The organism is Paenibacillus sp. J2R1T-4 (assembly GCF_059692235.1).
Genome location: NZ_JCAUBA010000002.1, coordinates 25521 through 48240 on the forward strand (window position 1 = coordinate 25521; position 22720 = coordinate 48240).

At 47.6% G+C, this 22720-nt stretch carries 24 protein-coding genes and 1 riboswitch; of the genes, 19 read left to right on the forward strand and 5 right to left on the reverse strand.

Annotated features, from left to right (window positions below; genetic code table 11):
* The first annotated feature begins 86 nt into the window (after window positions 1-86).
* The 5 genes from AC58QD_RS03630 to AC58QD_RS03650 all read left to right on the forward strand — a co-directional run bounded on the left by AC58QD_RS03630 (window position 87) and on the right by AC58QD_RS03650 (window position 4778).
* On the forward strand, window positions 87-737 hold the full coding sequence (locus AC58QD_RS03630) for a stage V sporulation protein AA (RefSeq protein WP_497330140.1): 651 nt from the start codon (window positions 87-89) through the stop codon (window positions 735-737).
* Window positions 738-739: 2 nt separating this feature from the next.
* On the forward strand, window positions 740-1165 hold the full coding sequence (locus AC58QD_RS03635) for a stage V sporulation protein AB (RefSeq protein ID WP_497331373.1): 426 nt from the start codon (window positions 740-742) through the stop codon (window positions 1163-1165).
* 42 nt (window positions 1166-1207) lie between these two features.
* The gene (locus AC58QD_RS03640) at window positions 1208-2923 is read left to right on the forward strand and encodes a spore germination protein (RefSeq protein WP_497330142.1); all 1716 of its coding nucleotides are present in this window, start codon (window positions 1208-1210) and stop codon (window positions 2921-2923) included.
* A 156-nt stretch (window positions 2924-3079) separates the two neighbouring features.
* On the forward strand, window positions 3080-4423 hold the full coding sequence (gene lysA / locus AC58QD_RS03645) for a diaminopimelate decarboxylase (RefSeq protein WP_497330144.1): 1344 nt from the start codon (window positions 3080-3082) through the stop codon (window positions 4421-4423).
* Between the two features lie 190 nt (window positions 4424-4613).
* On the forward strand, window positions 4614-4778 hold the full coding sequence (locus AC58QD_RS03650) for a hypothetical protein (protein WP_497331415.1): 165 nt from the start codon (window positions 4614-4616) through the stop codon (window positions 4776-4778).
* A 141-nt stretch (window positions 4779-4919) separates the two neighbouring features.
* On the opposite strand, the gene AC58QD_RS03655 is transcribed toward AC58QD_RS03650, so the two are convergent.
* The 3 genes from AC58QD_RS03655 to AC58QD_RS03665 form a co-directional block, all read right to left on the reverse strand.
* A complete protein-coding gene (locus AC58QD_RS03655) occupies window positions 4920-5426 on the reverse strand; it encodes a general stress protein (RefSeq protein WP_497330146.1) in 507 nt (168 codons plus the stop codon).
* 32 nt (window positions 5427-5458) lie between these two features.
* Window positions 5459-5809 (reverse strand): YflT domain-containing protein, encoded by a 351-nt coding sequence (locus AC58QD_RS03660; RefSeq protein WP_497330148.1) that lies wholly within the window; start codon window positions 5807-5809, stop codon window positions 5459-5461.
* A gap of 183 nt (window positions 5810-5992) precedes the next feature.
* A complete protein-coding gene (locus AC58QD_RS03665; protein WP_497330150.1) occupies window positions 5993-6430 on the reverse strand; it encodes a peptidylprolyl isomerase in 438 nt (145 codons plus the stop codon).
* A gap of 157 nt (window positions 6431-6587) precedes the next feature.
* Window positions 6588-6746, forward strand: a riboswitch (FMN riboswitch).
* A gap of 271 nt (window positions 6747-7017) precedes the next feature.
* Here AC58QD_RS03665 and ribD point away from each other — a divergent pair.
* From ribD to ytfJ, 9 genes are all read left to right on the forward strand, one after another.
* Window positions 7018-8151 (forward strand): bifunctional diaminohydroxyphosphoribosylaminopyrimidine deaminase/5-amino-6-(5-phosphoribosylamino)uracil reductase RibD, encoded by a 1134-nt coding sequence (gene ribD / locus AC58QD_RS03670; RefSeq protein ID WP_497331375.1) that lies wholly within the window; start codon window positions 7018-7020, stop codon window positions 8149-8151.
* On the forward strand, window positions 8133-8816 hold the full coding sequence (ribE, locus tag AC58QD_RS03675) for a riboflavin synthase (RefSeq protein ID WP_497330152.1): 684 nt from the start codon (window positions 8133-8135) through the stop codon (window positions 8814-8816). Before ribD ends, ribE begins: the two co-directional genes overlap by 19 nt.
* A gap of 24 nt (window positions 8817-8840) precedes the next feature.
* Window positions 8841-10067 (forward strand): bifunctional 3,4-dihydroxy-2-butanone-4-phosphate synthase/GTP cyclohydrolase II, encoded by a 1227-nt coding sequence (locus AC58QD_RS03680; RefSeq protein WP_497330154.1) that lies wholly within the window; start codon window positions 8841-8843, stop codon window positions 10065-10067.
* A gap of 40 nt (window positions 10068-10107) precedes the next feature.
* Window positions 10108-10578 carry a 6,7-dimethyl-8-ribityllumazine synthase gene (ribH, locus tag AC58QD_RS03685; RefSeq protein WP_497330156.1) on the forward strand — a complete coding sequence of 157 codons (471 nt, stop codon included), beginning with the start codon at window positions 10108-10110 and terminating at the stop codon, window positions 10576-10578.
* The gene (locus AC58QD_RS03690) at window positions 10578-11234 is read left to right on the forward strand and encodes a site-2 protease family protein (RefSeq protein WP_497330158.1); all 657 of its coding nucleotides are present in this window, start codon (window positions 10578-10580) and stop codon (window positions 11232-11234) included. The genes ribH and AC58QD_RS03690 overlap by 1 nt, the downstream gene beginning before the upstream one ends.
* A 16-nt stretch (window positions 11235-11250) precedes the next feature.
* Window positions 11251-12042 (forward strand): segregation and condensation protein A, encoded by a 792-nt coding sequence (locus AC58QD_RS03695; RefSeq protein ID WP_497330160.1) that lies wholly within the window; start codon window positions 11251-11253, stop codon window positions 12040-12042.
* A gap of 36 nt (window positions 12043-12078) precedes the next feature.
* On the forward strand, window positions 12079-12687 hold the full coding sequence (gene scpB, locus AC58QD_RS03700; RefSeq protein ID WP_497330162.1) for an SMC-Scp complex subunit ScpB: 609 nt from the start codon (window positions 12079-12081) through the stop codon (window positions 12685-12687).
* A gap of 74 nt (window positions 12688-12761) precedes the next feature.
* Window positions 12762-13436, forward strand: a complete 675-nt coding sequence (locus AC58QD_RS03705; protein ID WP_497330164.1) for a DUF2953 domain-containing protein — start codon at window positions 12762-12764, stop codon at window positions 13434-13436.
* A gap of 125 nt (window positions 13437-13561) precedes the next feature.
* Window positions 13562-14044, forward strand: coding sequence for a GerW family sporulation protein (gene ytfJ, locus AC58QD_RS03710; RefSeq protein ID WP_497330166.1), 483 nt, complete (start codon window positions 13562-13564; stop codon window positions 14042-14044).
* Between the two features lie 61 nt (window positions 14045-14105).
* Here the strand turns inward: ytfJ and AC58QD_RS03715 are convergent, their stop codons facing one another.
* Window positions 14106-15434 carry a (Fe-S)-binding protein gene (locus tag AC58QD_RS03715; RefSeq protein ID WP_497330168.1) on the reverse strand — a complete coding sequence of 443 codons (1329 nt, stop codon included), beginning with the start codon at window positions 15432-15434 and terminating at the stop codon, window positions 14106-14108.
* Complete coding sequence (locus AC58QD_RS03720; RefSeq protein ID WP_497330170.1) at window positions 15427-16845, reverse strand: FAD-binding oxidoreductase; 1419 nt, start codon at window positions 16843-16845, stop codon at window positions 15427-15429. Before AC58QD_RS03720 ends, AC58QD_RS03715 begins: the two co-directional genes overlap by 8 nt.
* 149 nt (window positions 16846-16994) lie before the next feature.
* Here AC58QD_RS03720 and AC58QD_RS03725 point away from each other — a divergent pair, with 149 nt between their 5' ends.
* The 5 genes from AC58QD_RS03725 (at window position 16995) to AC58QD_RS03745 (ending at window position 22649) form a co-directional block, all read left to right on the forward strand.
* The gene (locus tag AC58QD_RS03725) at window positions 16995-17726 is read left to right on the forward strand and encodes a FadR/GntR family transcriptional regulator (protein ID WP_497330172.1); all 732 of its coding nucleotides are present in this window, start codon (window positions 16995-16997) and stop codon (window positions 17724-17726) included.
* Window positions 17727-18113: 387 nt separating this feature from the next.
* Window positions 18114-20129, forward strand: coding sequence for an endonuclease MutS2 (locus AC58QD_RS03730; protein ID WP_497330174.1), 2016 nt, complete (start codon window positions 18114-18116; stop codon window positions 20127-20129).
* A gap of 153 nt (window positions 20130-20282) precedes the next feature.
* Entirely contained in the window at window positions 20283-21461 is a 1179-nt protein-coding gene (locus tag AC58QD_RS03735; RefSeq protein WP_497330176.1) for a D-alanyl-D-alanine carboxypeptidase family protein, read from the forward strand.
* Window positions 21462-21503: 42 nt separating this feature from the next.
* Window positions 21504-22109 carry a nucleoside recognition domain-containing protein gene (locus AC58QD_RS03740; RefSeq protein ID WP_497330178.1) on the forward strand — a complete coding sequence of 202 codons (606 nt, stop codon included), beginning with the start codon at window positions 21504-21506 and terminating at the stop codon, window positions 22107-22109.
* Window positions 22110-22115: 6 nt separating this feature from the next.
* Complete coding sequence (locus AC58QD_RS03745) at window positions 22116-22649, forward strand: spore maturation protein (protein ID WP_497330180.1); 534 nt, start codon at window positions 22116-22118, stop codon at window positions 22647-22649.
* Window positions 22650-22720 lie beyond the last annotated feature (71 nt).

The window sequence follows — 22720 nt, forward strand, 5'->3', positions numbered from 1 at the left end:
AGCAAAAAAATTGGAACAAACACGAGTAGGTTCAATCTATTCGCCGCATACTACAGGGAAAGGTTGTCACAAAAGGGAGTGATCCCATGTCAATACTACCCCCAGCTCCAACTGGAGCATTTCTAATTGTATACTTACGTCTGCGCAAGCGGGTAATGGCTCATAGAGGTGTTACGATTCGAATTGGGGATGTTGCACAAATACTCGTAGATCCCGAGCATGAAACCAAGCTTAAACAGTTGCCCTTGCATACTCCGAGCGAAGCAGACGGCTCCGTACTCTTAATTGATATGTTAAAAGTGGTAGCTGCAATAAGGTCCGAATTTCCTAACATGCAGCTGGAACATTTCGGAGATCCGCATGTGTTGATTGAGGTTGTGACCCCATCCAAAAAAACCAATCCTTTGCTGTTTGCTTTAGTATGGCTTCTGCTATTTGTAGGGTCGGGGCTTGCGATCATGAACTTCCATGTAGACGTCAGCATGCTGGAGGTGCATCGCAAATTATACGAGATGATCTCCGGAGAAGCCACGGAACATCCGTACTGGCTGCAAATTCCATACTCCTTCGGATTGGGAGCAGGGATGATCGTGTTTTTCAACCAATTGTTCAAAAAGAAACTCAGTGAGGAACCAAGCCCGCTCGAGGTGGAAATGTTCATGTATCAAGAAAACGTAAATAAATATGTCATCACCGAAGAATATGGCAAGCTTCATGACAGTAAGGATCATTCATGATTATGCATGGGTTCCTGCACGCATCAGCCTATATTTTTATCGGAATAGCAGGCGGAGTAGCAGTTGGCGGAGGAATGGTAGCTTTTCTTGTTGTGCTGGATGTAATTCCAAGGTTAGCTCAGATTGCGAAGACCCCTAATCGTATACACGCACTGGAGATGGCGGTTGTATCGGGTGTTATTTTTTTCACAATAGCGGATGTTTTCAATTGGAAATTCCACATGGCCCCGCTCTCATCGGTATGTTTCGGACTCTTGGCAGGCTGTTTCGTCGGGATGCTGGCAGGCGCCCTGACCGAAGTGCTGAATGTGTTCCCGATTATGGCCAAACGGTTAGGCATCGGAGATTATATCGTTTGGTTGTTAATGGCCATGGTGTTCGGTAAGGTGGCAGGTTCATTATTCGACTGGTTATGGTATTCCGTGTAGCTGGAATTGAGGGATTGTGAACGATGAAGGAGGGACGTCTGCATGGCGGATATGGATACGGAGCAACAAGAGCAAGAGCAGTCTCATCCCCTGTCTCGTGAACCAATTAACGACAACACTGAGCCTCAACACTCGGGGATGAGGGTACACAAGAGAAAGAGGCGTAAACACGATCAACCTGATCAACCCGATCAGCCTGATGACAGTGAGCACGAAGAAAGCAACAACAAAAAAGACAATAAAATGGATGATAAAGATATATTAACGGACGAAGAAATGAGCTTGAAGCATGAGAAGGACATTTCACCTAACTTCGAAAAAGTGAAACGCACGCTCGAAGAGAAGGTCGGCTTAAATCGCAGCTTCGATATCGTATTTAGAGAGATGGTATTCGGTAATGCGAAGCGCACTGCTTTTTTCTTTTTGAATGGCTTTGCCAAAGATACTGTACTAACGGATATAATTACGCGACTAACTTACCTTCACAAAGATCAGCTTGAGCCAGAACCGCTCAAGAGCTTTCTCGAACAATACATTCCCCATATACAAGTGGAGTCTATGCATGAGATGGACAAGGTCGTGGAATATGTACTGATGGGAACAACGGCATTGTTTATTGAAGGGGAGACGTCAGCATTAATCATTGATGCCAGAACGTTCCCGGTCCGGTCCATTGAGGAGCCGGATCTAGAGCGAGTTGTTCGCGGGGCGCGTGATGGGTTTGTTGAGACCTTGCTGACGAATGTGACGCTTGTGCGCCGCCGAGTCCGCGATCCTAGGTTGAAGCTGGATTTGTTTACGGTTGGAAGAAGGACGAACACCCATGTATGCGTTGGCTATATTGAAGATATCGCGGATCCTGCTTTGGTGAAATCGATTCAAGACAAAGTGAAGAGCGTCAAGATTGATGGAATCCCTCTGGGAGACAAACAGTTGGAAGAAGCGATTATCGGAAAAGGGTGGAACCCGTATCCATCTGTTCGTTACTCGGAAAGGCCTGATGTCGTCTGTGCGCATATGTTGGAAGGGCATGTAATACTGTTTGTGGATACTTCGCCGAGCGTTATGATCATGCCTACAACCTTTTTCCATTTGATTCAGCATGCGGAAGAGTATAGGCAATCGCCTTTTGTAGGCAGTTACCTGAGATGGGTTCGGTTTATCGGTATATTTACTTCCTTGTTTCTGCTGCCGCTCTGGTTTCTAATGGTGCAAAATCCGGATATCAAACCTCCGGGGCTTGAGTTTCTTGGGCCGCAGAAGGAAGGCTCGCTCCCCTTGCTGGTGCAATTCCTCCTAGTGGAGGTTGGGGTGGATTTAATGAGACTGGCCGCTGTGCACACTCCCTCTCCACTTACCGTAGCTATGGGTCTCGTTGCAGCAATCTTGGTAGGCGACATTGCGGTAAAGACAGGATTATTCATCAATGAAGTGATCATGTACATGGCCATTGCTACTATAGGAATGTTCGCTACACCGAGTTATGAGCTAGGATTGGCCAACCGTATTGTGCGTCTTGGGCTGCTCATATTAGTAGCTGCATTCAAGATACCCGGGTTCGTGATCGGAGTAACTTTGTGGCTCGTCATTCTGGGTACTCAACGATCCTACAATGCGCCATATCTATGGCCTTTTATTCCTTTCGATGGCAAAGCTTTACTTAAGATCCTCTTCCGAGTTCCAGTATTGCACGACAAGAGGCGGCTCAGCATTACGAAAGCACAGGATAAGACTCGCCAGCCTTCAACCAAAAAATAATTTCACATGCTTATGTCCCTCAGCCTGATTCATGTATCAGGTTGAGGGTTTTTAACATTTGCCCGATCTGTCGTCCCGCTTATTGTCATTAGATTCGTCCTGTGGTACTTTAGAAACAGACTAGTTAGGCAAGGACTTATGAGAAGAGGAATGATAATGCACCTACACGGAACAAGCACTATTAATGATGAAGGTCACCTAGTTATTGGCGGCTGTGACACGCAAGCATTGGCCCAGCAGTATGGAACCCCGTTGTACGTGTATGATGAGGAGCTTATTCGTACTCGCTGCAGAGAGTTCAGGGAAGCTTTTGAAGAAACCGGCGTACAGTATCAGGTAGCTTACGCAAGTAAAGCATTTTGTGTCAAGGCGATGTGCCGATTGGTGGAAGAGGAGGGACTTTCTCTCGATGTGGTCTCTGATGGTGAATTGCATACGGCTCTGGAAGCCGGATTCCCAGTCAATCGGATTCACTTCCACGGCAATAACAAAACGCCTCATGAGATTGGAATGGCACTCGATGCCAATATTGGATGTTTTGTCGTTGACAATTTCCTTGAGCTGCATGTGCTGAACGAGCTGGCGCTGGAGAGAAACAAAAAAGCGAATATTTTGCTCAGGATCACACCTGGAGTTGAAGCACATACACATGAATTCATATCGACCGGACAGATCGATTCCAAGTTCGGCTTCGACTTGGAGAACGGTACTGCATTCCGTGCCGTTCAAGAGGCATTGAAGCTCCAACAGCTTCGTCTGCTTGGTGTACACTCCCATATTGGTTCTCAAATATTTGAAGTGGAAGGCTTCGAAGCCGCAGCCGACAAAGTATCACGATTTGCCGCTGAGGTTAGGGACGAAATAGGCTGTACGTTTACCGTTATCAATCTGGGCGGAGGCTTTGGCATTCGATACATGGAGGGGGATACCCCGCTTCCAGTCGGACATTACGTCACAGCCATCGTGGAAGCAGTTAAGAAGAACTTCGCTGCTTACAACTATCCAATGCCGGAGATCTGGATAGAGCCAGGACGCAGCATCGTAGGAGACGCAGGGACTACGTTATATACAATAGGAGCCGTCAAGGATATCCCTGGTATTCGCAAATATGTCGCAGTAGACGGCGGCATGACAGACAACCCGCGCCCAGCGCTCTATGATGCCAAATACGAAGCCATGTTAGCCAATCGGGCATTTGATGTTGAAGAAGAGGTTGTCTCTATTGCAGGCAAATGCTGCGAGTCAGGCGACATGCTGATCTGGGATCTTGCACTCCCGGTAACGCATACTGGTGACCTGCTCGCCGTGTCGTGCACAGGCGCATATAATTATGCTATGGCGAATCATTACAATCGTATTCGTAAGCCAGCAGTCATTTTCGTACAAGACGGGAAATCAGACGTTGTTGTTCGACGAGACACATATGCTGATATTGCTGGCAATGACATCATTCCGCAGAGAATGCAGAAGCAGACCGTTGCGGTTAAGAGCGGCGAATAATTCCGTATGAGGAAGCTCTAAAGATCTTATGAACTCGAACTGTCACAAGCTCGAGCGCGTGTTGATCTTTAGAGCTTTTTTTATTTGCTTCCTTTTGCAGGATCGCTGCCTGCTGGTTCATTTACGGTTTAGATGGGTAATGAAGAGCATACAGGAAACGATACCAAATAAGGAAAGGGAGTTGATTACAATGGCAATGAATGAGAATCGGAATATTGAAATTGAGAAGAGAAATGTAGAAGAGAGAAGAGACAGCAGTATGGTTGCATCGACATTTATCAAATACGCGGCTTACGTGGTTATCTTATTCGTAGTCCTGTTCTTCCTAGTCAGATATGTATTCCCAATGTTCTAAAGCAGAAGGAAGAAAAGCGGTGCATCCAAGTCGTAATGACTTGGTTGCACCATTTTTTGTTTGCCGGGATGGACTCGAAAGGAAATAAAAAGAGGAAATAAAAAAGCCGCCCCCAGGAAGGAAAGCAGCTTGGACAACTTTCTATCGGACAACGGAGGCTCCGCTATTCCGTAACGCAGCTTCAGCAGCAGCCTCGTCAGAAGGTTCACTCTCAACTAATAGCAGAAGGTGCCCTTTCTCCAAGTATTCCGAAAACTGCTTGGAATCCGACTCATTGAAGCCAAGATCGCGCAGGGTTTGCTTGGTGTCTGCGTCGATCGGGTCAATGGTTTCTGACACGCCAGGATAGCCAACTTGGGGTCCAGGAATCGCATTGCCCATCGTATCCCCGAGATACATAGGACTTGCTGCCGCCAAAGGGATAACGGGGATATTAAAACCCGTCCTGGGCTCTGCATAACGATTGCCGTTTCGATCTTCTTCTATCTTCTCAACGCTTATATCGGTTTCGCTTTCCACACGGCTGGCATGATCTTCATTCCTCGCAATAATTCGGATATTCTCGGCAGTAAAGCCCTTCTCCTTGAGGAGATCAATAGCTTCAACAGCATGTCCTTGTTTATCGAATACGCCAACTATTTGTGTCATGAAGAGCACCTCCCATTTCATTAGTAGATTATTTAAGATTCGTAGCTGTGAACACGGTTCTTCACTAGAATAAGCACCTTGCCTTCATCCAGTTCAGACTCGTATTGCTGGGCCTGTGAAGGAGATAAGCCAACAGACTCAAGCTTAGCCCTAAGCTCGTCGCCCCTTGAGCGGAATAGGTTGGCTACTGTATTCAGAATACCTTCCTCTTCCGTCGTAATCGTATTTACATCTGCAGCATAAGCCAGATCATCTGTACGTTCCTTAGAGTGAGCAACAACGTAAGTGTCCTCACGAAGTATGCCTTGTCGATGCAGAATATCGATCTCTTCCATCGCACGCGCTGCATTGTCTACAAGCTTAGCATAAGGTTTCGCACTCATGAATGACGCCTCCTTTTAGGTGAAGATTATAAGGTATGCAAATCGTTCGTACTGCTCTCTAATTACCCTGTAAGCCAAATAATGAATCAGAGAGGAGGAATGCAAAAAAAAGCTATTCCATGGTGCGTGCACCAGAAATAGCTCGGGATTTCATTCTGATCAGAAAAAGTCGGGACCCGTTTATTAAGCCTCGTCCCAAACTTTAACTTCTTTCATTGTATCGCCTTGTGTAGTGGCATCTATGTACTCCATGCCCTTCACAACCTTACCGAATACAGTGTGAACCCCATCCAAGTGTGCTTGCGGCTGGTAGCAAATAAAGAACTGGCTGCTGCCCGTGTTTTTCCCTGCATGCGCCATGGAGAGAGTACCGCGCTCATGCTTGCTCGTATTAGTGGAAGTCTCGCAATCGATATTGTAGCCGGCGCCGCCATATCCAGTTCCTTGCGGGCAGCCAGCTTGAGCTACGAATCCTTTGATAACGCGGTGGAATTTCAAGCCGTTATAAAAGCCAGCATTCGCCAACTTCTCGAAGTTCGCAACCGTATTAGGTGCTTCTTCCGGATAAAAGTCGATAAGAACCATTTCACCATTTTGCAACTCAATACTGCCTTTTTTCATTTTATACCTCCATGTAGATGTGTTGTACGACCATTGTACTAAAAAGAAGCGCTTGAAGCAAAGTTGGGTGTGAGGAATCGGTTAAATTTACGAAACGAGGGTGTTACACTAGACAGGATATTAAGAAATCGGTATACTAATCAGTAATTTAATAAAGTTATTCTTTCGGGGCAGGGTGAAATTCCCTACCGGCGGTAATTTCGCGCGAGAGTGTGTGCGAATCAGTCCGTGACCCGTGCTGAAGCAATCTGGTTCAGCCGGTGGACTCGGTGTAACTCCGAGACCGACAGTATAGTCTGGATGGGAGAAGGAATGACGGAGAAACCGATAATAACGGAGCGTTCGGCGTGGTATGTGCATTTTTTCACATATTTCCGATCGTTCATTTCGCATTGCAAGAACGATTCTGTTTCTTGCTCTATCCGATAACGTTTATCCTTCGGTTGTAACAACAATGCTTAGTTTTATTTGTGTTGTGTTTCAACCTCCGCTCATACATTCTTGTGTTAATTTAGTGCCCCTTTACGAACTTGGTAAAGGGGCTTTTCGTACGTTCTCAAGAGGAGGAGATCTCCCACATGCAGGAGATGGATCGATTAAACGATGAATCGTATATGCGCCTCGCGCTTCAGATGGCCGAGCAAGCTCGCGGTCAGACAGGGATCAATCCGGTTGTAGGCTGTGTCATTGTGAAGGATGGTCGGATTGTCGGAATGGGCGCTCATCTACAGCGGGGCTCCCATCATGCTGAGATTAATGCTCTCCTGATGGCAGGTTCCGAAGCGGAAGGCAGCACGGTTTATGTAACCTTGGAGCCCTGCAGCCACCACGGAAGGACACCTCCGTGCTCCGAAAGGCTTGTCACGGAACGGGTCAAAAGGGTCGTAGTTGCCTGTACGGATCCGAACCCTGTTGTTGCCGGTACAGGAATACAGCAACTGCGCAACCATGGCATCGAAGTTCGGGTTGGGGTGTGCGAAGAGGAAGCGCGAATGATGAATGAAGCCTACAATAAATTCATCATTTCTCGGATTCCGTGGGTTACTCTGAAGACAGCGACTACCCTGGATGGAAAAATAGCGGCTCGTTCCGGAGACAGCAAATGGATTAGCGGGGAGTCCTCTAGAGAGCTTGTTCATACACTGCGTCATCGACATCAAGCGATCATGGTTGGTGTAGATACGATAATTGCCGATAATCCACAATTAACAACTCGTCTAACTGTGCCTGGGCTGCAGCCGCTCAGAGTCATCGTAGACTCCAAGCTTAGGGTTCCTCTTGATGCTCATGTCGTAACGGAACGGGATGCTCGCACGCTTGTCATTACGACTCAGAGCGTCTCCATTGAACAAATGATGAGGCTGAATGCGCTGGGAGTAGAAGTTATGAAGTGCGGGGATGGACCAAGAGTCGATCTAGGACTAGCGATGGTTATGTTAGGGGAACGGGAGATAAGCTCTGTACTGCTCGAGGGCGGCGGGACTTTGAATGGCGCCATGCTTGATGGGGGGCTTGTAGATAAGCTGATTTTGTTCATCTCTCCGAAGATAATAGGCGGAGGTGCGCAGGCCCGGTCTGCTTTTGAATTCGCAGGGTTCGATCGTATGGCTGATGCAATCGCGATAGAGAGGTTCCAAGTTGAGCGAGTTGGCAATGATTGTTGTATGATCGGCTATCCTCGTTATGAAAGGAGTAGTCCAGCATGTTCACCGGAATCATAGAAGAGATCGGACGGATGCGTCGTATTCGCAAGCAAGGCCAAGCGATGATCCTGACTATAGAGGCTCGCACCATACTTGAAGATGTGAAGCTGGGGGACAGTATATCGGTTAATGGCGTTTGTCTCACGGTGATTGAAGCAGATCGCGACAGCTTCACGGTAGACGTAATGCCAGAAACTTTTCGAAAGACGACATTGGAGAAATTGCAAAGCGGCAGCCGCGTCAATCTGGAGCGCGCAATGCCGGCGAATGGTCGATTCGGTGGTCATATTGTGCAAGGTCATGTCGATACTACGGGTAGGATCGTTGCACGGCAGAGGGAGGAGAACGCGGTTGTGTTCCAAGTCGAACCACACTCTTCCGAGATGATGAAATACATGCTGCCTCATGGTTCCATTACGATTGACGGAATCAGTTTGACGCTAGTATCGGTTACAGACGATAGCTTTACAGTGTCCATCATTCCACATACTCTAGCCCAGACGATTCTAGAAGACAAGAATCCAGGAGATACAGTCAATTTGGAATGTGATATTTTAGGCAAATATTTAGAACGGCTGTTATTTTTTAAAGGAAAAGATTTTGGTTCTGTCTCCAAATCGCCAACCGCGTCAACTTCTGGAAGAGTAACAGAAGCTTTCCTGGCGCAACATGGTTTTCTATAAGATCAACTTCGAGGGGGAAGTCCTATGGGACAACAAACTTTATTTCATACGATTGAGGAAGCGATAATCGATCTTATGCTGGGAAAAGTGATAATCGTGGTAGATGATGAGGATCGTGAGAACGAAGGCGACTTCATAGCTCTAGCGGATAAAGCAACACCAGATGTGATTAATTTCATGATTAAGGAAGGACGCGGTCTTGTATGTGTCCCGATTACTGAAGAACGTGCACTCGAGCTTGATCTGCCGCCGATGGTAGCGCGGAATAGTGATTATCATGGCACGGCGTTCACGGTCTCGGTCGATCATGTAGACACCTCAACCGGGATATCAGCATTCGAGAGAGCGACAACGATCAAGCGGATGATTGATCCTTCCTCTAAGCCTGCTGATTATCGCAGACCTGGCCATATATTCCCGCTTATCGCCAAGAAAGGCGGTGTACTTCGCAGGGCTGGTCACACAGAGGCTGCTGTAGATCTTGCCAGGATGTGCGGCTCTTATCCGGCTGCTGTCATTTGTGAAGTGATCAGAGAAGATGGTACGATGGCGAGAGTGACTGATTTACACGAAATTTCCGTCAAGCATGATTTAAAAATCATCACGATCCAGGACTTGATTCACTACCGGAACGAAAAAGAAAAGCTGGTTAATCGCGAAGTAGAGATCAAGCTGCCGACGGAATTCGGGGAGTTCACTGCTCTTGCATATACGAATCAAGTGAATGCTCAAGAGCATGTTGCGTTGGTAAAAGGAATAATCGACCCTGAACAGCCTGTTCTGGTTCGTATGCATTCGGAATGTTTGACCGGCGATGTATTTCACTCCCAACGTTGCGATTGCGGTCCTCAGTTGGCGGCGGCATTGGAACAGATTGAACGTGAGGGGCGCGGTGTTCTCGTATATTTACGTCAAGAAGGCCGAGGTATTGGGCTAATCAACAAAATGAAAGCCTATTTGCTTCAAGAGCAGGGATTGGATACGGTAGACGCGAATATTAAATTAGGCTTTGCTCCGGATTTGCGTGATTACGGAATTGGAGCTCAAATTCTAAAAGATATCGGTGTTCGTAAGATACGTCTTCTTACTAACAACCCACGTAAGATAAAAGGTCTCGAGGGATACGGAATGGAAGTTGTTGAGCGCGTCCCTATTCAGATGCAAGAACAAGAGGGTAACAAGAAATATTTGCGGACGAAGAAAGTAAAGCTTGGCCATTTGCTTAAATTAAACGAAGCGGACGGCATTTAACAGGAAGATATCAATCCACCAACCAAAGGAGCTTAATCTAATGACACGTATATATGAAGGCCACTTAATTTCCGAAGGTTTAAAATATGGGGTAGTTGTAGGACGCTTCAATGAGTTTATTACTTCCAAACTATTGGGAGGCGCCCTGGACGCTTTCAAACGGCATGGTGCGAAGGATGAAGAAGTGGATATTGCCTGGGTTCCAGGTGCATTCGAAATCCCATTGGTTGCTCAAAAAATGGCAGCCAGCGGCCGTTATGACGCCGTTATTACTTTGGGAGCGGTGATCAGAGGATCAACTCCGCATTTCGACTATGTATGCAGCGAAGTAGCCAAAGGCGTGTCTGCCATCAATCTCAAGACGGGTGTGCCTACAATATTCGGAGTTCTAACGACGGATTCCATCGAACAAGCGATTGAACGTGCAGGGACGAAGGCAGGTAACAAAGGCTGGGAAGCGGCAGCTACTGCAATCGAAATGGCGAATCTGACTAAGCAGCTGGAGGGGTAATGGACCTGTTTAACGGGTTTCAACTCGACTCTTTGTTATACCGAATTGCTGCTTTGCTGCTGGCTATTGTGGTACATGACGCGGTTCAAGCCGGAATAGCTGCCTTGCTGTTCAAGGACACAACAGCCAAGGATCAAGGCAGACTTTCACTCAATCCGCTTGCGCACATAAGTACAATAGGGCTGTTGCCCGTCCTTTTCGGACCGTTCGGATGGTCCAGACCGGTTCCTGTAGCTTCGACTCCACTGCCTGGCAAACAATCTATTCGTGCTACGATTATTTATGCAAGCGGACCAGTCGCCAATCTCTTAATGGGGCTGTTCTTATGGTGGCTTACATTTCGCTTGCCTGTATCGGCTTCAGATAGTATGATTCCTGCATGGTCATTGGAGCTCCTTCGGGGTATCCTGCAATGGAGCTATATCGGCAATATGATGTTTTTCCTGATTCATCTGCTGCCTTTGCATCCAATGGATTTGTGGAAAATATTGCGCAGGTGGTTACCTGCTGCCTGGGGACCCTGGTTGGTGAAAAATGAAAAGTTCGGTATCGCTATTCTCATCGGGCTTTTCGTAACTCCGTTCGGACAATTGATGTTCCAAAAAAGCTTTGAATGGTTAAGCAGTATGGTCATGAATATGTATGCGATAGGCTAGGGGGCTTGCAGCGCGGATGAAAGTACATTATAAGCTGGATACATTCGAAGGCCCGCTCGACTTGCTCTTGCATCTGATCGATAAGTCGGAGATCGATATCTACAACATTCCAATAACCGAGATTACGGATCAATACATGGAATTTCTGAATGGGATGCAAGAGCTGGAGCTGGAAGTCACGAGTGAATTCCTTGTGATGGCGGCGACCTTGTTATCGATTAAGAGTCAAATGCTTCTGCCTAAGCCCCCGGTTATCCAGCTGGACGACGACTATGGGATGGACGATGATTATGACCCGCGTGCTGAGCTAGTGCAGAAGCTGATTGAATACAGGAAATACAAGTCTATCGCGGAAGAGCTCAGAGACAAGGAGCTGGCGAGAAGCCTGATCTACACTCGTGAGCCCGAGGACTTATCCCCGTTCATTCCGCAGAAGCAGGAGAACCCTGTCAAAGGCTTGCATATAGCCGATCTCGTCATTGCCTTCCAACGTGCGCTTCGCAAAGTCAAGAGCCGTCAAGCTGTTGCGCGTATCCGTCGCGATGAAATTTCTGTAAAAGACAGAATGAATGAGATTGTGGATCTGTTGGAAAGCAGCGGAGGGAACGCTATGTTCTCCAGCTTGCTAGATAGCGGGTATCACCGTGAGGATGTAGTTGTAACGTTTCTAGCCATTCTGGAGCTCATGAAGGTCAAGCGAATTATGTGCTATCAGAATCATTTATTCGATGATATTGTACTCCAATGGAAAGCGACAGAAGCTGCTGTGGACTTGGAGGAAGGTTCACCGAATTTTACGGATTATTAAGCAGTACTCGATGATTAAGGAAACGGGGAATGCAACATGGAAGCACGCCAGATGAAAGGAGTCATTGAAGGCTTGCTGTTCGTCTCAGGTGACGAGGGGTTGGATCTGAAGCAAATTGCTGATGTTCTAGAGGTTCCTGCGACAGTTGTGAAAGAGCTTCTTCGCGATATGAAATCCGATTTCAAACGTCAAGGAAGAGGCGTGCAAATCGTGGAGTTGGCCGGTGGTTATCAATTGACTACACTTCCGGCCCATGCTCCATTTTTTGAAAAGCTAGCCTATTCCCCGACTCGTACAAGCTTGTCTCAAGCTGCTCTGGAGACATTAGCAATCGTTGCCTATAAGCAGCCTCTCACAAGGATTGATATTGAAGATATTCGCGGCGTGAAATCAGATCGAGCCCTGCATACGCTGGTCGCCAAAGATTTGATTGAAGAAGTAGGCCGAGCTGAAGCTGTAGGTCGCCCCATTCTCTATGGAACAACTAAGTCTTTTTTAACCCATTTCGGACTAGCAGGTCTGCAAGATCTTCCAGAGCCGAGCTCGGTTCAGTCCGATGAAGGCTTGGAAGAAGAGACTCGGATGTTGTTCGCCAGGCTGGATGCCAAGCAGCTAACAATAGATGATTTGGATAGCAGCAGCTAAAAGAAACTATCAGCGAATGAAAACAACTATACAAGCCATACTAAACCATGTCATGAAAGAAGGACGGGGGAAGTATGGCTATGGTCGTTTTATGGATTGTTGCTGCATTAATCGTGCTCCTGATCCTTGTTTGGTACAGTGACGTACGAATTCAGGGTCATTTCTCCAGGATGGGTGAGAATGATCATATTAATATTCATGTCAGAGCCCTGTATGGCATTATTCGATTCCAATATGTAATACCGGTCATCAAATTCCAGGGGTTGAAGGGGTTAATGATTGAGCGAGAAAAGAATCTCATCCAGCGTGAAGACCGAAAAGAATGGATCGATAAAGGGAAAATCATGCAGTTCTTCGAAAATACCAAGCTGATGATTAAACATACGCATGGTCTTACAGATTGGGCTAAACAAACGTTTAAGCATGTAAAGTGCACAGAATTAAGATGGACAACTCGAGTAGGCTTGCCTGATGCACCAGAAACCGCAATCCTTACGGGAGCCATATGGGCGCTGAAGTCGAACATCCTTCATTTAACATCCAAATTCATGTCGATCGAAACGCAGCCTAAGCTGCACGTATTTCCGTTATATAATCGCACTCATTTCTCCACAGAGGTGATCGCAACAACCCATATCCGAGCAGGGACGGTGTTATTAGCTGGCCTTAAGCTTCTGCCCAGAATAAAAAAAGCGAAGAACGGGTTTCAAGCATGGCGAAGACTTTTGATCAAACCTTCTTCATCCTGACGCTTAGACAGCACCGTTATGCGCCTTAGTGCTCGGTACATACGTTAAGAAGCTTGTGGTCATAATAAAGAATGCAGAAGTAATCCTAATCATTTAGGCATAACTCAAATTAAGGAGGCTCGAAAATGGCAGATCACCCAATACAAGGTCTCATGAAAACGGCGATGGAACAAATTACGGAGATGGTAAACGTAAATACCATCGTAGGAGATCCGATTGAAACACCTGACGGCAGTGTCATTATGCCAATCTCCAAAGTGGGCTTTGGTTTCGCGGCAGGAGGAAGCGAGTTCGCTGTAGAGGAGTCCGACAGCACACAATCGCATGGAAGCGGCGCTGGCAATGGACAAAATGCGCATAATGCCTCGGTTGCTCTTCCATTCGGGGGCGGAAGCGGCGGCGGGGTATCCATCACTCCAATTGCTTTTCTAGTTGTGGGCAAGCATGGAGTAAAAGTAGTGCCGTTGGACAATCAGACTCATTTGTACGAGCGTCTTATCGATTCTGCACCGCATGTGTTTGATAAAATCCAGAGCATGATTAAAGACAATTCCTCGAGTACGAGCGCTAGCTCGATACATGTGGACAGCATGAATAACATTATGTAGCGGAATGAACAAAAGCTGTCCTCGCGGACAGCTTTTACTTTTGATCTGGACGATTCTAACCTCACTTTTGGATGCGGTCGTATAAGAAATCCACGATATGAATGGCTTCCATCTTATCTGACATCTGCTCACGTTCAATCCCGACCTTCATTTGCAATAAACAGCCTGGATTACTTGTAATCAGATAATGTGCATTCGTGTCTTTCACATGTTCCATCTTGTGCTCCAGAATGTCGTTGGACATGTCTTGTTGCACGATATTGTATATACCAGCCGATCCGCAGCAGCGCTCGGCGCCTTTCAGTTCCACGAAGTTCACATCAGCCACGCGGTCCATTAAATTCCTTGGTGCGTTGCCGGAGCGCATGACATTGCGCAGATGGCAAGAATCCTGATACGTGATCGTTACTTTTTCTTTCTCCGCCTTATCTTGTGCATTAGCTGCAAAAGCAGGCAAGCGGCCTTTTTCAAGCAAGATTAAAGAGATGTCCTTCACACGAGTTGCGAACCATTCTGCATCCTGGGCATACTCGGGATCATCGTGCAGAAGGTGATCGTACTCGACGAGAAGCGCGCCGCAGCCTCCGGCATTAGAAACAATAAAGTCTACGTTCGCGTCACGGAAGGCACGAATGTTACGTTTGGCCAGATTGCGAGCTTCATTCGTCTCGCCTGAGTGAGCGTGCAAGGCGCCGCAGCAATTCTGCGTCTCCGGGATCACAACATCGAAGCCTGCTTCAGACAACAGCTGTACGGTTTTGCGGTTCGTTTCCGTGAACAAGACGTCCATAAGACAGCCTCTGAACATCCCAACACGGGCAACAGGCTTACCTTTGGCCGGGACAAAGGTGCCGAATGTCTCGACGATCCCTTTACCGGAAGCATCCGGCATAATCTTCTCCATATCGCGCATGTTCTTAGGAAACAGCTTCATCATGCCCGACCCGCGAACGATGGTCCGCAGCCCGGACTTTTGGTATAACTTCAACCCGCGTCCGAGAAGCTTCATCCGGCTCTGGAACGGGAATACGCGTTTGAACATGACGTTCCGAACACCTTTGACCCACCAACGATGTTCTTCGTGTTCCTCCAGCGCATCACGTGTTTGCTCGAGTAAATGACCATATTTCACGTCAGCAGGGCACACCGGCTCACATGCGCGGCATCCCAAGCATAAATCCATCTGGTCGCGGAATTTCTCATCAGGCTCCATAAGATCATCCACAACAGCTTTCATTAAGGCGATCCGTCCGCGCGGAGATGCCGCTTCTAATCCGGTTTCTACGAAGGTTGGGCAGGCCGCTTGGCAAAATCCGCAGCGCATACAGTTCGTAAGCTGGTCATAATCCAGCGTTGCTTTCATGCGGTCGGTTAATTGAACGTTACTCATGATGCACCACCACCCTTTTACGCGACTCTTTCGGGAATATTTTACCAGGATTCATAATGTTATTCGGATCAAACACACGCTTGATCCCTTTCATGATCTCAACGCCTACAGGTCCGACCTTCCATTCCAGGTAAGGGGCCTTAACCATTCCAACCCCATGCTCGCCAGTAATAGTTCCACCAAGGGAAATAGCGGCTTCGAATATTTCTTCGAAAGCAAGTTCTACGCGATGAATTTCTTCTTTATCGCGAGCGTCAGTGGTACAAGTAGGATGAAGATTGCCATCTCCTGCATGCCCGAACGTACAAATCTGGATATCATATTTCTTAGCAATCCGATTAATCTCGATTACCATATCGGCAATCTTGGAGCGGGGGACGGTAGCATCCTCCAGAATGGTCGTGGGGCGAATACGGGCCAGTGTAGACAGAGCGCTTCTGCGAGCCAGCATAAGCTTCTCTGCTTCTGCTGCATTGGCAGCCATCTTTACTTCCACGGCTCCTTGTTCTTTACATATCCGAACAATCTCATTAATGTCCTTCTCAACAATCGACTCGTCCAATCCATCCTGCTCAATCAAGAGGATCGCATCCATGTCGAGCGGTAATCCAATCTTGTTAAAGCCTTCGACCACCTGAATTGTAGGATTATCCAGGAATTCGAGTGTGGCCGGGATAATCTTATTGCCAACGATGCTGGATACAGTTCGGGCGGCTGCATAAATATCCTTGTACATCGCAATCATCGTTTTCTTATATTTGGGAGCTGGAATAAGCTTGACAGTAGCCTCTGTCACAATGGCAAGCGTACCTTCAGAGCCGACAAGCAGCTTTGTAAGATCATAACCGGCTACGTCCTTATACAGCTTGCCGCCTGTACGAATAATCTCGCCAGAGGGCAGTACCGCTTCAAGCCCAATGATATAATCCTTAGTCGTGCCATATTTCAGTCCGCGAAGTCCGCCTGCGCATTCCATAATATTGCCGCCAAGTGTGGAAATGACCATGCTGCTTGGATCCGGGGGGTAGAACAGTCCGAGCTTCTCTACTTCCAGATGAAAGGTTTTGGTGTTCAGTCCCGTTTGGAATGTGGCAGTCAGGTTATCCGTGTCGATCTCAATCAGCTTGTTCATGCGAGTCATGACGACAACCAGTCCGCCCTCAGTAGGCACAGTACCGCCGCATAAGTTGCTTCCTGCTCCGCGGCCTACGATCGGGATGCGGTGTTCGTTGGCGGTCTTCAGAATAGCAGCTACTTGCTCCGTATTGGCTGGATATATAACGCCATCCGGCATGGCTTGAAGCATCGGAGTAGCGTCATAAGAGTGAGTTACAAGTGCTTCCATGTCATCTTTGAAATAGGAAGGACCAACGATTTCGAACAGCTTTTGTCGTACGGATTGTTCTAGCATTTTGGCAGATACCCCCGATTGAATAATAGTAATTGATAAAATATCGAATAATTAGTCAGGTGATCTGATGACTTTTCCATTATTATAGCTTACTATAAAATGTGTGTATAGTCGTTATGTCTGACAAATTTAGAAACGGGTGAATGTTCATGACATTTAAGCAAATAAAGCCGCAAAAAGGAAACGAGCTAGTCATGGAGCAGATCAAGCGGCAAATTCTCGAGGGTGAAATCGTTCCTGGAGCGAAGCTTGCCTCTGTTGTGGATTTGGCTGCTTCATTCGGCGTAGGGCGATCAACGATTCGGGAAGCGTTAAGTGCTCTGAGAGCAATGGGATTCGTCGACATTCGTCAAGGCGGGGGTACATATGTGGTGGAACCCTTACCAACAAAGTCGTCAGCGGGCAATGGCATGGATTCGGATGCTATATTCGAACGGGCTGAAACGTTGCAAGAGCTGCTTGAGGTACGCAAAATTCTGGAAACGGGATGTGCTGCGGCAGCTGCCAGGCATCGTACGGATGAAGATCTGATTCAATTAGATCGAATCATCACCAAGATGAGGCTTCACTTAACAGACGAGTCAGTAGGAGAAGAGGCGGATGTGCAATTCCATCTTCAACTGGCTGCGGCTGCTCATAACACGCTGTTGCTGCAACTGATGGAATCGGTGTCCGGACGATTGCACGACAGCATGAAGCAAACTCGCCGATTGTGGTTTTATGGCGAACAAGCCGAGGCAGAGCGGCTGCTGCAAGAGCACTCGGATATCGTGGAATCCATTCGCCGCCGTGACGAGGCTGCTGCGTTCGACTCGATGATGCGTCATCTAGCGAAGGTGGAGAATGTGCTGCAGCGCGCATTGGTAGGCAAACAGCGGTAGAGATCAACATTGACAATGAAGTATCGCTATAATAAGATGTACGTAATCCAACTGAAAAGGGGAAGTTTTGATGGCCGGGGTAGTTCTTAACTAAATCAATTTCATATTGCATTCCAGAATAAGTTCGTCGAACGCGATAAGCCGAATGTTGTGATTACATCGGTTCTCTTTCGCTATGCTTACTTAGGAATGCATGAAATGATCGTTAAGAACAGCGGGAATCAAGCTTCAGAGGACCCTCCTCCGAAATAAGAACCGTGCTCTTGCAGCACGTTTTTTTGTTTTTACTCAAGGGGTCTATCTATGCGAAGATGAACGATTGTTGTTCATCTTCTTTTTGTTGTACCCGGAAAAGTTGACTCGAATACAAGGAGGCTCACACAGAAGATGAGCGGAACATTGCAAATGAATCAGTTAGAGTTCGAGAAAGTAAAACAGCGGATAAGAGAATTTGCTCTATCTGAACCAGGACGGATCTTAATTGATCAACTGTTACCCATTACGGACGATCGCCGCATTACTATGTGGCTGATGGAAGCGGAGGAAGCATGCGGAATCCTTAAGACAGGAGGCAGCGTCCCGATTCCTTCTATGGAAGGGTTGACCACTATGTTGGAGCTGTTAGGTAAGGGCTACCTGCTGCAGGCAGAGGATTTGGCGCTCATGGGCAAGTTCATTGAGTCCGGATTGCAGATGAAGCGGTATATGAAGAGTAAGGAGCATCTCGCCCCACAGGTAAGTTCCTATGCGCGTTCTCTCCATGAGATGAAGGAACTGCAGAAAGAGATTGAGCGCTGCATTCGACACGGAAGAGTTACTGACCAAGCCAGCAGTGAATTGCTCAAAATCCGTAAGCAAATGGCTATTGTCGAAGAGCGCATGCGCAAAAAGCTGGACGGGATCGTCAGCAAGTATCGTAGCATTCTGCAAGAAGCGGTTGTCAGTATGAGGAATAACAGGTATGTGCTGCCGGTAAAGCGGGAACATCGCAAGCAAATAGCCGGGTCGGTGCTGGATGAATCCGCAAGCGGTCAGACTGTTTTTGTAGAACCAGCTGATATTGCAAGCTTACAGCTGGAACTGCGGGAATATAGCGCCGATGAAGCGAGAGAAGAGGCCAAAGTGTTAGGAATGCTAACAGCAATGGCTGAAGAGCATAGTCAGGAGCTTTCTATTAATTACGAGACATTTGCGGCCTACGACTTCCTTTTTGCCAAAGCCAAATACGGCTACTCACTTGACGCGAGGAAGGTTGCCTTGAACAAGAATGGGTTGATTCGTATAAAAGGAGGTCGTCATCCTTTATTGGGCGGATCCTCGGTTCCCCTGGATTTTCATATTGGTCGAGTTTACAATGCTCTACTTATTACAGGACCGAATACAGGTGGAAAGACAGTGAGTCTTAAGACAGTAGGATTGTTAACCCTTATGGTGCAGGCGGGATTACTCGTACCAGTTGAAGAGGGCAGCGAGTTTGCTATTTACACGAAAGTCGTTGCAGATATTGGAGACGGACAGAGCATTGAGCAATCGCTCAGCACGTTCTCTGCACATATTCGCAGCTTGAAGCAGATCTTGGATGAAGCAGATTCTCACACCCTTGTGTTACTAGATGAACTTGCAGCCGGTACGGACCCCGGTGAAGGAGTAGGTTTGTCAATTGCGATTCTAGAAGAGCTGCAGCGCAGGAAATGTACCGTAGTGGCAACTACACATTTTAATGAAATCAAACGATTCGCAGAACAAACTACTGGGTTCCAGAACGCCAGGATGGAATTTGATCAGGAAACATTACGGCCGCTGTATAAGCTGAAAATTGGTGAAGCAGGAAGCAGTTATGCGTTTGACATTGCCTATAAGTTAGGAATTGATGCCGCCATAATAGCCCGCTCACGAGAAATTGCCAAGTCGAACACCCGGCTCTCCGGCTCGCAAGAAGCACTAGCTGTGCAGCCTCCTGAGAAGTATTTTGATGGGAACAAGGCTGTGGGGGATGTCGGAGAGGACATTTCCGTATTATTAGACCAAGAGAAGGTTGCTCCATCCAAGCATACCCCCATTGCAGATGCTGGCAACACGAGCGATGTGCGGAAATCCCCCAATCGGACTTTTACGGTAGGTGACTGCGTATGGATTAGCTCGTTCCGCAGAACCGGCATTGTGTGCAGCCTTCCAGACAACCGTGGCCGTATTCAAGTCATGATCCAGAAGGAAAAAGTATGGCTAAATGTCAAGAGGCTGTCCCTTTATATTGAGAGAGAGAAGCTGTATCCGGAAGGTGAGTATGATATGGATATCGTGTTTGATTCCAAAGAAAATCGGAAGAAACGCAATCAGATGAAACGTAAACATGTAGAAGGATTGACCATTGAGTACCCAGACCCAAGGAAAAGCGGCCGATAAGAATGGCCTATAAAGGTTTTCCAAGACATGCTGCTCAGGCATGTCTTTTTGGAGATGGATGCGCATATACTTGTACCGATTGGTGTACAGGCAGGCTAGGAAGTAATCGGGAAAGCAGTTGGTTATGAACGGTGTACAGAAAGGAAGAAGGCGATGAGAAAGGCACACATGTTATTCGCGATAGTACTTGCATTTGTAACGTTGCTCTTGGTATGTGCTCCAAGCTTTGCAGCCCCGCCGCCGCTATCTACAAGAGCGGAAGCTGCTGCATTGATCGATGTGCAATCAGGCCGGATCCTATATTCCAAAGCTGGAGATAAACGCATGCGCATAGCCAGCCTGACTAAAATCATGACGGCTATTGTGGCCATAGAACGAGGGAATCTGTCTGATGCGGTGAAAGTGAGCAAGAATGCAGCGGGGAAGGAGGGCTCTTCGATCTATTTGAAGCAAGGTGAGGAGATGAGTCTGCACAATATGCTCTATGGACTAATGCTCCGATCCGGGAACGATGCAGCTACGGCGATTGCTGAGCATGTAGGCGGATCGTTGGAAGGATTCGTGTACATGATGAATGAGACCGCACGCATGATTGGGATGAGCGCCTCCCAATTCAAGAATCCCAGTGGACTTGATGAAGAGGGACACTACGCCACGGCGAATGATATGGCTAAACTGACAGCTTATGCGCTGAACAATTCAACCTTTCAGGATATTGTGAAAACCAAAGTGAAAACAGCACCAAATCCGAATGATCCTTGGGATTATAAGTGGACGAACAAAAATAAAATGCTCAACTTTTATCAAGGCGCGGATGGGGTGAAGACCGGTTATACGAAGCTCGCCCTCCGCTGTTTGGTCTCCTCCGCGACAAGGAATGGACAGCAATACGCTGTAGTGACCTTGAATGACTCCGATGATTGGTCGGATCATACGAGAATGTTGGATTATGGGTTCAATTATTATCCATTAACCGAAATCGTCAGAAAAGGGAATCGGTTAGAGGGGACAACTATTGCAGCAGGCAAGTCGTTCCGGTATCCGCTGAATAGCGAAGAGCAAGGAACTGTACGGACTGAGGCAAAGCTGCTGGATAACAAGAGCTCTACGGGTTATGTATTCGGTGAGCGCGGTGTGTTGAATATTTACGTAAACAATCAGTTAGCCGGCGCAATTCCGCTATATGAAGAGAACAGCCCTCGTATCAAGGAAACAGCAGAAGATGCTTTTGGCATGAAGGATAGTAGTTCGAAATATGGTTCTGTGCGAGGCAACTGGCTGGCGGCCATACAATCCGCTTTTATACGCCTGCTCTCGCCCGGCGGACGCTAATTTGCAGCTGGACATCTTGCTATCAAGGGAGGAGGGTTCATCATGGTGAACATCATCTGGTTGTTTTTTCTTGTTGCTGGATTTGTTGCAGCTGCCTTGCAAGGTCGAATCGACCTAATGACGGAAGCTGTATTCGAAGGGGCCAAGACCGGGGTCACCGTATGCTTCGGGCTGATCAGTATCCTCGTATTCTGGATGGGGATGATGCGCATTGCTGAAGATGCGGGCTTATTGCGGAAATTAGCCGTTCTGCTGAGACCCATTGTCCGCTTCCTTTTCCCTGATGTGCCAAAAGACCATCCGGCGCTAGGTTACATCATGTCCAACATGAGCGCTAACATTCTGGGTCTTGGGAATGCTGCAACTCCGATGGGTATCAAAGCGATGCAGGAGCTCCAGAAGCTGAATCCTGATAAAGATACCGCTAGCGCAGCTATGTGTACTCTGCTGGCTCTCAATACAGCCAGTATCACGTTAATTCCAACAACGCTTATTGCGATTCGAATGAATTTTGGCTCAGCAAACCCCGCTGAGATCGTGGGAACCACCTTGCTTGCTACAATAATCGCGACAATTGCTGCTATTGCCCTCGACCGCTGGTTCCGGTTCCGCAGCTTAACCGCCACTCGACCAAAGCCGAAAGGGTGAACTCCCATGTATGCGTTCGTTACAATGATGTCCGCCTGGGCGATCCCGGTCATAGTGGTGATGATACCGCTTTACGCAATGTACAAGAAAATCCCGGTGTACGAAACTTTTGTTGAGGGTGCAAAAGACGGCTTCGATACAGCTATCCGCATCATTCCGCCTCTCGTCGGGATGATGGTTGCTATCAGTGTGTTCAGAGCATCGGGTGCGATGGATTGGATGCTTGGTTGGTTCCGTCCGGTGATGGACTCGATGGGTGTGCCAAGCGAAGTACTGCCGCTCTCGATCCTGCGGCCGATAACTGGATCAGGCTCACTCGCCTTCACAGCGGAGCTGATCAAGCAGTACGGCCCTGATTCCATGATCGGCAGGATCGCTTCGACGATTCAAGGGAGCACGGACACAACCTTATATGTACTGATCGTTTACTTCGGCGCTGTCGGAATCCGCAAAGGCCGTTATGCCCTCAAGGTTGGTCTTATCTCTGATCTTGTCGGCTTCATTGCATCGATAGTTATATGTTTGTTAATCTTTAAATAAGATACGGATCAGGCTGATCTCAATAGTGGATTGGCGAAGTACGAAATACGCCCTCGGTGCCTCCATTAAGG